Genomic DNA, 12,220 nt, shown 5'->3' with positions numbered 1-12,220 from the left:
GTACAATCTTCCTTCTTCTTTTTTCTCCTTACCCCAATTTACTGAGTGGATACAATTATTCTTTAATTACGAATTACGTTAGCGAGTCTTCTCCCTTGGCGCTAGCCTCTCCCTTTGGGAGAAGGGGAGACGCCAAAGGCGAACGAGTGTCATTACGAATTACGAATTATTTAATCGCCACCTAATTCCACCAGTTTGCCAATATTAAAGTCTATTTTTACCCATCCTTTGAGTTGTTGCAGATTCTTCAGTAAAAGTAAGGGAATTTGCCAATGATGCAAAGTCAAAAATGGTATAGGGTCATCAAGACTGTAAATGGCATCAGTGCCTCGCACTAGGGTATTAACCGATGTTTGCAATTGTTTCCAGGAACGGATACCAGTTAGTCGCCAGATTTCGTGATATAAAAAGTACGTGGGCTTGCTATTTGCTAGGGGTTCTAGAGGTGCAGCTAGGGGAGTTTTACCAAGATAAGCATCTGCAACACCAGGATGATTGTAGAACATTGTGATTGCCGAATGGGTACGGGGATTGCATTCAATGGCGTAAACTGTACCATTTTCAGCTTGAATAAAGTCGAAAGAAACTTGTCCAGTCAGTGCCAAACTCTTAACAAAATGTTGCACCCATTCACAAATTTGGGGATTTTCGACGTTTTCATAGTTGATTTGAAACGCAGAAGAATTTGAACAGCAATGCAATCTTAATTCCCCATCGCGCACTGTACTATGTGTGCATAACTCCTTACCAAGAATAAACTCTTGCATAATCCAAGGGTTTTCGGGACTGATGGGTAAACTGTTGACAAAGGCTGCTGTCTGTTCTGGGGTGTCGCAGGGAAGTTTAGTTAAATTTAAGCGGCGAACGGAGTCGTAATCAATACTTTTAAGAATATATTTGCGGGTTTCTTGACTAAAATCGAAATTGATAACTTGTTGAGGCTCTGTAATTTTAAAAGATTTGGGGACAGACAAACCAAGCGATCGCGCCCGATCGGTAAAGGCAAATTTATCATCCAACATCTTGGTTATATCTGGATCAAAGTGGAAAACTTCACAGTATTCTGATAATGCAGACTTTGCTAAAGAGTCGTAGTAACTAGCTACAGGACTGCATACAGGTACATAAACGTCAACCTTTTCTTGCTTGACGATTTCTACTAGCAGCTGGATATAGCCTTCTGGATCTTCTTGCGGAGCCGGAACTGTATAAAAACGACTCACAGCCTTTGAGAATCTATGACCAGATAACCAGTATTTGTGACCTTCAATCAAAATAACTCTGTGTCCTGCGGCATGGAAGGAGCGAGCAAGTTGCAATGCTTTAGTCATCTTGGCTCCACTCACCAAGATAGTCTGAGGATGAGCAGCTACGACATTTTTCCGTATTGGCGAACGCACAATGCCCCACAACAAAGATATCAATACTATCAAAGCATTGAACGGCAAGGCTATTAGTAATAATGTCAGAGTACCGATAGTCTTGAATAGAGCTACTAACTTTACCCTAACACCCGTTGATGATGTTGGTATGCTTTGAATCATAATGTGATAAAAATTTTAATCCATAAATTAGAAAAAAGTTAACGAAAATTTAGCGTTTCGCGCTAATCAAAAACTAAGCCTTTGAATCAAATTATGAGTGAGAGTTGAAATTCTGAATCATAATTAGAAAATGAGTTGAAAAAACACATTTGGACAAAACTTGTACAAAAAATCTCTGAAAAAGTAACCGAAGAGCCAGATTGTCTACAACTTCAATTGCAAAAATTAAAAATTTCAACAATCTCCATAAAAGTAACCGAAGAGCCAAAAATCAATGGGATGCCCCCTTTATAACGCTCTCAAACTAGATTTTAAGCTTTCTGCTAGGACTTGTAGATGAGGTTCTAACATGCAGGTATAGTGATTACCAGAAACATCAACAATTTTAATATCTTCCGCATCCATAATCGAGAATAATTCCACCCACACAAGAGTTGGATCGGGAGCCATGATATGTTTTTCTCTACTTCTAAATATAGTAACTTTTCCTGGATACGGCTCTGGTTTATAGGAATAAGTTGCTTTGAGAGTTCCCACTAAAACATCAACAATACGTCGGTTTTGTTGACTTTGATTTGAGGGCGGTAATATCTTAACTTCTACTGCCTTATCAAGGATATAGTTGATTTGTTCGTTAACACTCAAGTTTTTGATTTCATCAAGGGTGATCAGATTGTCCTGACCTAACATTCCGCCAAAATATCTAGAAAGAACACCAACCAAATAGGGAGAGTCAATTTTCTTATTTTTATCTAAGAGAATTGGCACATAAGAATCTAGTATTGCTAACAAAGAAACTTCATGTCCCTGTTTGTATAATTGCTGCGCCATTTCATAGGCTACAACTCCCCCAAATGACCAACCACCGATAGCGTAAGTACCTTGAGGCTGAAACTTGCGAATTGCTTCAATATACAAACTTGCCATATCTTCGACTCGCGTTAAGAGTTCTTCTGCTGTATGAAACCCTTGTGCTTGCAAGCCATAAAATGGTTGGTCAGTATCTAAATAATGTGCTAATTTAAAGTAGCACATTACATGTCCTCCTGCAGGATGTACACAGAAAAACGGTTGCTTGTTACCTTTTGGTTGGATGGGAATTAGGGGGGAATTATCAAAAGTATCTGTGCTATCAATCAGGTTTGCAAACTCTTCAATGGTAGAATTAGTCAGAAGTGCTGATAAGGGTAATTCTTTAGCAAACTGCTCTCCAATTGCAGCGATTAAAAAGACTGCTGAAACCGAATTTCCCCCAATTTGAAAGAAGTTATCTTTAACACCTATTGGTTGAATGTTTAGAATCTCTGACCAGAGTTTTGCTAATTTCAATTCAGTATCATTGCGCGGTGCAATAAATTCTTGGCGCTGGGTGAAGTGAGAAAATGTTGGCTTAGGTAAAGCGCGACGGTTAACTTTTCCACTGGGAGTTAAAGGTAATACATCTAATGTCACAAAAGCGATTGGCACCATATAATCTGGTAGCTTGTGTAACAGAAAATCCCGCAATGTGTCTGGGGTTGGTACTTCTTGTCTAACAGTGATATAAGCTACTATCTGTTTTTCATCTTGTCGGTCAGAACGGGTAATGACAACAGCCTCCCGCACTTGTGGATGTGTACATAGGGCGTTTTCTATTTCTCCAAGTTCGATCCGAAAACCGCGAATTTTTACTTGATGGTCTATGCGACTAACGTACTCAATATTACCATCATCTAGATAACGAACTAAATCGCCAGTTTTGTAAAAACGAGAACTGGGCACAAAAGGATTGTCAATAAACCGTTCCGCAGTCAGTTCAGGACGGTTGAGATAACCGCGTGCGACGCCAACACCACCTATGTACAATTCCCCCAGAACTCCCACGGGAACCGGCTGGAGATGAGTATCTAATATGTAAGTTTGTGTATTGGCAATGGGACGACCAATGGGAACTATGGCATGAGATAATTTATCAGGTTCTACTTTACAAACAGTTGACCAAATAGTGGTTTCAGTTGGGCCGTAGAGATTCCAGACAGCAGCAGCTTTTTGTAATAAATTCTGTGCTAAGTCACTGGTTAAACCTTCTCCACCACAAAGAATTTTCAATCGCACAGATCCACTCCATCCAGCCGCCAGTAACATCCGCCAACTAGCTGGGGTGGCTTGCATAACTGTAGCACCAGCAGTATCAATTAGCTTTTTAAGTAGCGTACCATCAGTAGCCACCTTCCGAGGAGCTATGACAACCTGAGCGCCGGTAATTAACGGTAGATATAACTCCAAGGCAGCAATATCAAATGATATTGTAGTCACTGCCAAAAGTACATCTGATACTGTAATTCCGGGTTGGTATCGCATGGATTTTAAGAAATTTACCACAGCACCGTGAGGAATTTCTACTCCTTTAGGCTTACCAGTTGAGCCGGAGGTATAGATAACATAGGCTAGATTGTCAGCGGTGGCACATGGTGCAGGATTGTCTTGGCTATAGGTAGCAATCTTGTCTTGGTTGCTACGTAAACAGATAACTTTTCTTTGTTCATCATCAGCAAATAACTTTTGACTATCAGTTAGTAGCAGCGGCACTTGAGAATCAGATAATATTAATTCCAAGCGTTCTTGTGGATAATCGGGATCTAAGGGTAGATAAGCTGCACCAGCTTTCAGGATACCCAACAATCCTACTAGCATTTCTGCTGAACGCTCAACGCAGATACCCACTAATATCTCTGGTTTTACTCCTAGTGTTTGTAAGTAGTGTGCTAGTTGATTTGCACGCTGATTTAATGTATAATATGTAAGATTTTCCTCTGCAAAAGAGACGGCAATTGCATCTGGCGATCGCTCTACCTGTGCTTCAATTAATTGGTGGAGACAAATCCTAGAATCATAATCGCTGTCAGTAGCATTCCACTCAAAAAGTGTTTTCTCTCGTTCACTCTCACTCAAAATTGCTAACTGAGCTACTGGCTGTTCTGGATTTGATACAATACTTTCCAATAAATTCTGAAAATGTGCGCTCATTTGAGCAACTGTCGCTACATCTAACAGATTGCTGTTGTATTTAAAGTAACCGAGTAATGATTCAGAAAGATCGACGACTTTCAAGCTTAAATAAAATTCTAGTTTTTCCTCCCACAGTTCCCAGTCTTCTAGTTCTAGTTGAGCGGAATTTGTCTGCTGTGTCTTAGCTATTGTCTCTAATAAAGTTGAATTGTTCTGTAGATTTACATTCAATAATGTAAATGAAGCTTGACAAATAGGTGAATGATTTGAGTTAGATTTTGATTGTAATTTATTTACTAATAAAGCCAACGGATAATCCTGATACTTCCTAACTTCTGCTACGGAATAACTTACTTGGTGCAGAAACTTATTAAATGAAATATTTGCCGATATCAAGTCTCGTGAAACAACTACGTTAGCATTTATATCTGGCTGATTTAGCAGCAACCCAACCAGAATATCTGGTTCATTTGTATAACGATAAAGCAGAACTTTAAATGCAGCCAAAAGAAGATTGTCAAAGCTGACGCTTTCACTATAGGCTAGTTCTTTTAGTAACCTAGTCAATTGATTATTGATGACAAATCTATAAGCAGCGCCATTGTAATTTTTTATAGAAGCGCGAGGTAATCTAGTGGGTAATTCGAGTAAAGGTAATTCCCCTGATAATTTTTTTTCCCAATCTTGTTTAAATTCTGATGTTGACATATGTAATTACTTATTCCTATGTTATTTACAATCTAGATAAATTATTTAATACCTTTTAATCAAGCTGGTTTCATATCACGAATGTTACACATATTCCCGAAAGCAGTCAGAATTTTTCGCTTAAGTTTAGTATTCAGTCTACTATGAGCAACTTGTAGGTTATCGATGAGGAGTATATCGCCTTGTTTCCATTGAAATATGACTGCATTTTTCCATTCAGCTTCTCCCAATTCTTTCGCTTCTGCTTCTGTGAGTGTAGTAGATTGACCATCGGTACTCAAAAAGTATGTATTCAGGCTACTAGTTTTTTTTTGCGAACTATCTACAACAGTTGCGGCTGTTGTTAATTTTTGCTGAAAACCTTTGTACAATTTCGCTGGTAGCCAGTTGTAATAAAGCCTTTGCCAAAATGAATACCGTTGGCTAATGTGGCGATACCATTGTCTACTAATTAAAGCATCAACAATGCTAAGACAAAAGCAGAGTTTATTTGTTCTAGGGTGACTGAATAAAGTAATATAAGAACAATCAAAATACAGCGATCCATCATCTTCCCAAGTAAAATCAAATCCTTGTTCTTGGAGAAGTTTCGTAATATCTTCTGGCGATAGTCCCTGAAAGACTAAATCTAATAGATGGTTGGGAACATAACGCACAAATCGCTGCGGCGAGGTGGTAATTTTGTGCTGTAAACTAGGAGATAGGTGAGAAAATATCTTTTCGGTATTTATGATGGGAGTTTCGCCATACAAATCCGGCTCTATTTGACAAAAGAAAGCAAGTACGTAGGGGCGTATCGGCACCATATTGAGTTCATTGTGAGGAGCAATAATCGTATCCGGTGGAGCCTCTGAAGAGGTGAAGACTTTATCAGTGATTCGTAGACGATGAGCGCTACCAAAGTGGTAAACTGACTCTAGTTGGATATTGTGTAGCTCCAGAATTGTTTGAAATTGCTCTGCATTCTCAATATCAAATCCCCTAAACAAAATTGCTCCATAGGTATCAAGCTGATGATTGAACCAGTCACGATTTTTGCTGAGTAATAGCTGGAGAACCGCAAAGGATTTTTCCTCAACTGGCTCAATGACTAGAGGTAGTTCTTTTTCCTGACTGACAAAGCTTTTCTCATCATCCCGCAAAAACCGTAATCTTATATCTTCTGAAATAGAAATTGGCAGATTTTTCATAGTAAGTAGTTAGACAAAATTAAAATCCTTGATGAACCAAGGAATAAGGTTTTTGGGACACAACGTAAAAAACCTACACCTGTCAGCCCCTACCTCCCCCATCTCCCCATCTTCCTTATCTCAATTATTCCCCTTATCTTCGCAGGGTTGTTTCGTTCCCTAAAACATATATTGCCAGGGTGAAAGAGATTAAAATTCACGGCAAGCGCATAACGCATAATTTTAGTGAAAAGTTTTTGCATCTTCAGCCCAAAATACATAATTTTTCTTTTCGTCTTTGCGTGAGATTATTCTCTTGACAAATGTCCAACACTAGCGAATGAAACAGCCCTGCTTATCTTCGTGCCATTCCCCCTAGGCCATAGTTCCTTTTCATGTCTCCTGGTGTACGCCGGTCTTGATGGCTACTTGGTTCGCTGATTCAACTTCTCCTTTAATAGCAGATTGACCAGTTGAAGTTACATATACCCCTAACAGAATCACAATAAAACTGACAAATGTAACCCAACTCGGTCTTTCTGAAAAGATAAACCAAGCTTCCTGGGTACTAAGGATGGGAACGAACAGATCGCATAAAGAGACAAATCCTGAAGATAAACTCTTAAGGGAATAAGCATAAAGTCCTAGCCCTAGTATTTGACATATTAATGCTAGGGAAGTGACGTAAACCCACTCCTGTACAGAAGAGGGAAAAAGCTGATTTTCAGTCAGAAGAACTATAGGTAAAAGTAAGACGGTGCCAATTGCAGAACACCAAGTTATGATAGTTATCGGACTCAATTGAGTTCGTAGTTGTTCAACTAGGAGTGGGTATAAACCCAGAAAACTGGCTGATAGTAATGCTGCTATATCTCCTTGAAGTTTGTCAGTAGCGGATGAAAAGTCATGGTAGACTAGCACGTAAGCTCCGGCGATCGCTACCAACATACCAATTAAAAATCTATTGTCAAAGCGCTTTCCCCAGAATAGCCACCCCCCTAACACAGTGAACGGTGGCGCTAAATTGTGCATGAGCGTGGAATTAGCAACGGTGGTGTGAGCTAAAGACCAAGCCCACAGAGCAAGAGTTGCAAACATCACAAATCCTACCCCTAACAATAGCAAGAGTTGCCGAATTGTGTAAGGTTGCGGTTTTTCGGGTTGATTATCAGACAACTGCTGACGCGATGTGGTAAATCCATTCCACAGTATAAAGGCGATAGTAGAAATCCAAAAACGATTAAAGATTGTGGCGTTTGGGCCTAGTTCGCCTTCACTCAAGCGGATGAGAATTGGAGAGAAAGATAGAGCTACTAAGCTGACTACTAATGAAGCAAGTGCTATTGTAGTTGGTCTTGCTAATAACTGTTCGGATGAGAATCTCAGTTTAGCCTTGAGCATTAATTTTTTACAAGGAAGTTGCCTAATGTATTAGCAGTAAATAGCTAGAAATTATACCTCTTCATTGACTCTAAATTCCAGCACCGTCAGACTTGTTCCTGTGTAAATGACTTTTTCTAATTGAAAACCACTAGTTTTAAATAAATCCTTATACTCTTGTTCTGTGCGCCAGTAACCTCCGGGATTTGTGATCATCATCTGAACTGCAGCCAGCGCAGGGATAGTTCCATCTGGATATTCTACTGGCGCACCACGGGGTGAAACGAGTGTTTGTAGGAGTATTATCTTACCTTGTTTTGGCAGAGCCTCTCTACACCGAGTTAATACCTTGATGGTGTCTTCAGAACTAAATACTGAGAGGAAATACTTCATTACAATCGCATCCGCACCTCTTGGTATTTCCTCCAAAGCATTACCACCAATAACTTGCACAGCATCTTCATCGAGTCCCTGCTGTGCTAGGAAAGCTGGCGCTGTCTTGACCTCATGGGGTAGATCAAACAACATACCTTTACAGCCAAATTTTTTCACAATATGGGCAATCAGTGCGCCTTGATTGCCTCCAACATCCATAACTGTACCAAATTGACCAAAGTCATAAACTTCAAACAGGGAATCAACTGCTTGATTCGTTAAAAAAGTCATGGAATTGTTGAAAAGATTCCTATACTCAGGATTTTCCGTCATGAAAAATTCATAGAATTTCTTGCCATTTGCTCTTTCAAAAGCAACTTCTCCGGTTTTCAACGAATTCCCTAATTCTCTCCAAGCATCCCACATAGAAGGTTCTGTAATATGCATGAGGAAATGTCCAACAGAAGGCTCTGCATTTGTAATCAGCAGATTTGAGAGTTCTGTGGCTGCAAATACACGTCCGGGTTTCTCTAAAAACACACCTAAATGAGCTAGGGCACGGAGAACAACATAAAGAGTTTCTACTTTTGTAGAAGTCTCTTTGGCGATGGTTTCTACAGTCATTGGTCCTGACTGTAAGAGATTAGGTATACCTAAGTCTGTTGCCACATATAGGCACTGACTTTGCCAGTAGCCATAGATGATTTGAGCAAGCTGTTTAGATGCTAAAGTTGTTCCTAACAAGTTCTATTTCTCCAGGTCAGACAATTTTGGATTTTGGATTGGTTATGTGGATAAATCCAGGGGTTTTTACCATTTGTCAAAAAATTATACTAATTATTCTGACAATTACCAATTGCATTTGATGATGATTTTTAATCACCTCCCAATTGCACTAACTTGCCAATATTGAAATCAATCCTCACCCCACTCTTGAATTTTCTCAATTTATCAAGCAGCAATAAAGTAATTGGCCAATACTCATAAGGACTATTTACCTTTCGTAGAAGTTGATATTTTGACGAATTAAACCGGGGATATTTTTCAAAAACAAGGCTCAACTTAATTTAGACAAACACATAATTTATAGCCTAAAAATGGCTGTAGGGATGTAATGGTGTGAGGAGAATAAATTTTCAAACTCATCATTTTAACATATGGTAATCCTTTCCAGAAATTTCAAAATTGTATTTCTTGAATTTGAGGATTTTTGGATTTCATTTCTTAATATTACAGATTTTAATTTTTATAGCAATACTTTTTATTCAAAAAATAAATAGACTTCTTGCAACAAGTTTTGTGGTATTATAACGGGCTGACGGGCGCATCTAGCGCTTGGGGGAGATTTTATTTATTGTTGAGAGACATCGCCAAGAGTAACAACTGATGAAATTTTACGCCGTTAGGACTTACGCAAAATTCTCTCAAAAAGCTGATTTGTCGTAGCGGTAATTCATGAATTACCGCTACTTCGGAACTTTTTTGCGGTAATCGACCACGGGGCGATCGCGGATTAAAACACAATGCATTTCAGCAAGTGAAGGAGTTGTGAGGAAAAAGCAGAGAAACTCCACCAGATTCAATCAAGGTAAATCAGCGGATATGAGCAATGGCGATTAAGCAACATTTATGACTTGTTCCTGAGAAGTATTGACTTCAGGCAGTAAAGAGGGAGGAGGATTACCATCACGTGCTGCACCCACTGCGTGAGTCATAAAATCCAAGACATTTTTACGTTGAGACTTTAGGGAAGTCACAACAGTTAACATTCGAGCAACAAAAATACTACCCGCTTGAGTTTGAGAGCCAAAACTGGTACGTCGCCATATCACCGCAGGACGTATAGCTCTCTCAGCAGCATTATTTGTTGGTTCCACACCCTCAACAGTTACAAATAACCATAAAGCTGGTTCAACTTTTAAAATTTGGCGGCAACTGCGAACAGTTTTTGCCAATGGCGTCTTTTCTGCCGAACCAATCTCACAATCGGCAGCCTCTTGTAGAGAGGATTTTAGGGAGTTGCGAATTTCTTGAACTAAAAGGGACATAGAAATTCCAAATAAATCTTGCATGGCACTTTGCACCATCCTCTGACTGTGGCGATACAGTCCACTCAATACCCCCACTATTGCCACAACTCTGACCCCATAGCCACGTGGGTCTACCTCCATAGGCAATGTTGCACGAGTTAAAGTGCCACATTCTTTACACATCAGTTGGTGTAGGCGATGTTCTACGATTATTGGATTGATAGGGGGAATTTCTACTATCTGGTGACGATAGGGGAAAGCATCTTCTCCGTTTAATTTTTCTCCACAACATTTACAGGTTTGTGGGTGGTGATCTAAAACGCTTTCACATTCGGACACATCGTATAGAAACCGACTATGACCTTTATGCCCTGGTTGTCCCCCTCGCTTTTTACCACTCTTCTTCTTTTCTTGACGCTTGTCGGCATTGAGTCGATCTAATGAGGGCGGAGATGATGAATTCTTTGAGGTGCGATTAATTTTTTCTAAAAGCTCTTGCTGCTCGGCTTTTAAGTCAGTTAACTCTTTTTCCGATTGCTTGATGTGCTGCCCCATTTTCTCCACCAGTTCTTTGACAATGGCTGGAGTCTTTTCCCAATCTAAGTCGGAAATTTCGATTCCGCAATAATAATGACATCATTTGACCAATCATTAGGATTGAATCGCGCCTGACTTTCTTGATGCAATGAATCAACGCACACCCCGTATCCCAACAATGTGCCTGTTTCATTCGTGCGGACTTCGGTAACATAGTTAACACCAAAGCGATCGCATAATGCCTCACCAAGTTGAATCCGATGGGTGATAATTAATACTCTACGCCCCTGATCATGCGCCTTCGCCACCTCAGTAGACAACCATTGGGTTTTACCAGAGCCTTTGGGAGCTTTGAGGATAATCAGTTTTTCACCTTCGGGGACGAGAAGCTGTCCGAGGAATCGTTGATTAAGTGCGTAGGCGTAGCCCGTCGCAGACATCGCTGGAGGATAAGTCAGCAGAGTAAACAGCTTAATCTCCCACAACTCCAAGGCAACGGCAGTGTTGTACAGTGCGTCAAAAGCTTCTTTTCCTTTGGCAACGATAAAATCATCAACACCTTTTTCTTCACCAAAGGGTAAATCAATCACCCGTAGCGAACAACCCTCATTTACCAGCAGCCGTCCCATGCGACTGATAGCGGTTCTCACCCGTTGAACTGTCTCTGGTTTAGTATCACTGTCAAAGCAAATGTTGACCTGTCTTCCCTCTGTTGCGAAATGTTTCAGGTCTGGGATGAGATTTGGTTTACCGATGGCATTACCGTACTCATCTTGGGGTGTGCGGTATCCAGCGTTGACACCGGGGATAGCGATCGCAGCATAGCCAGGAGTCAATAACGCCCCCGCTTTCTTGACACCTTCGACAATTGTAACTGGTACATTGTGCCGCCAAACCCAGTACCAGAAACCACCGGGATGCTGTAAGTCTTCTTCGGTGATGGGAATGCCGCTACGATTAGAAACTTTCACCCAAATGCGATTCGGCACTAGGAGGAAGAAAGCGCGTGTCTGGTTGAGTCGATGGGGGATATTATTCCCAGGGTTAGCGCATCTCAAACCCTATTGACAGGTGGATTCTAGCACAGGGGAGGAGTTTGAGAGAGCCGCTGCCAATACAGAAACCATGTACTGATCATTCATAGCCGCGCGGCGTGACTTTTGGCGAATACTGCGGCGAAAAGATGATTCTCGTTCTAAGGCATAACTCTAAAGGTTGTAGCTAGGTGGATTACTATACTTTTGCAGAAATTGACCCAGAAATTAAAAATAGATGTTAACAAGTGTACAACGTATTTTAAGTATTATTACCCAACCTTCAATCCTAGAAACTGCAAAAGTATTGACCTAGCTCGGATAGTACTACTTTGTTTCCAACTTAATGACTAATCAACCAGGTCTGCTTGTCAATAGGGTTTGAGACGCGCTAACCCTGCTAAGTTTCAGGAATACTTCACACAAATAAAAGACCCCAGAGTGGAAAGGACAAG

General features: G+C 40.4%; 8 protein-coding genes. 1 reads left to right on the top strand and 7 read right to left on the bottom strand.

What is annotated here, in order from left to right; genetic code table 11:
* The coding region (locus HWQ38_RS13835) for a hypothetical protein (protein WP_292794384.1) at positions 1–185 on the top strand (185 nt) is incomplete at its 5' end.
* Here the strand turns inward: HWQ38_RS13835 and HWQ38_RS13830 are convergent.
* The 7 genes from HWQ38_RS13830 to HWQ38_RS13800 all read right to left on the bottom strand — a co-directional run bounded on the left by HWQ38_RS13830 (position 171) and on the right by HWQ38_RS13800 (position 11,789).
* Complete coding sequence (locus HWQ38_RS13830) at positions 171–1,544, bottom strand: ATP-grasp domain-containing protein (RefSeq protein WP_292794379.1); 1,374 nt, start codon at positions 1,542–1,544, stop codon at positions 171–173. The genes HWQ38_RS13835 and HWQ38_RS13830 overlap by 15 nt on opposite strands.
* A gap of 288 nt (positions 1,545–1,832) precedes the next feature.
* A complete protein-coding gene (locus HWQ38_RS13825) occupies positions 1,833–5,240 on the bottom strand; it encodes an amino acid adenylation domain-containing protein (protein WP_292794376.1) in 3,408 nt (1,135 codons plus the stop codon).
* 59 nt (positions 5,241–5,299) lie between these two features.
* Complete coding sequence (locus HWQ38_RS13820) at positions 5,300–6,430, bottom strand: TauD/TfdA family dioxygenase (RefSeq protein ID WP_292794373.1); 1,131 nt, start codon at positions 6,428–6,430, stop codon at positions 5,300–5,302.
* Between the two features lie 372 nt (positions 6,431–6,802).
* Positions 6,803–7,810, bottom strand: coding sequence for a DMT family transporter (locus HWQ38_RS13815; protein WP_292794371.1), 1,008 nt, complete (start codon positions 7,808–7,810; stop codon positions 6,803–6,805).
* A 51-nt stretch (positions 7,811–7,861) separates the two neighbouring features.
* On the bottom strand, positions 7,862–8,908 hold the full coding sequence (locus HWQ38_RS13810) for a methyltransferase (protein WP_292794369.1): 1,047 nt from the start codon (positions 8,906–8,908) through the stop codon (positions 7,862–7,864).
* A gap of 872 nt (positions 8,909–9,780) precedes the next feature.
* Positions 9,781–10,812, bottom strand: coding sequence for a transposase (locus HWQ38_RS13805; protein ID WP_292794387.1), 1,032 nt, complete (start codon positions 10,810–10,812; stop codon positions 9,781–9,783).
* On the bottom strand, positions 10,794–11,789 hold the full coding sequence (locus HWQ38_RS13800) for a DUF3854 domain-containing protein (protein WP_366933287.1): 996 nt from the start codon (positions 11,787–11,789) through the stop codon (positions 10,794–10,796). The genes HWQ38_RS13805 and HWQ38_RS13800 overlap by 19 nt, the downstream gene beginning before the upstream one ends.
* Between the last annotated feature and the right edge of the window lie 431 nt (positions 11,790–12,220).

This window comes from Nostoc sp. NMS7 (assembly GCF_017115085.1).
Classification (GTDB): Bacteria; Cyanobacteriota; Cyanobacteriia; order Cyanobacteriales; family Nostocaceae; genus Nostoc.
Note: the sequence above shows the minus strand (reverse complement) of the source record. Positions and strands in the feature narration are given on the sequence as shown.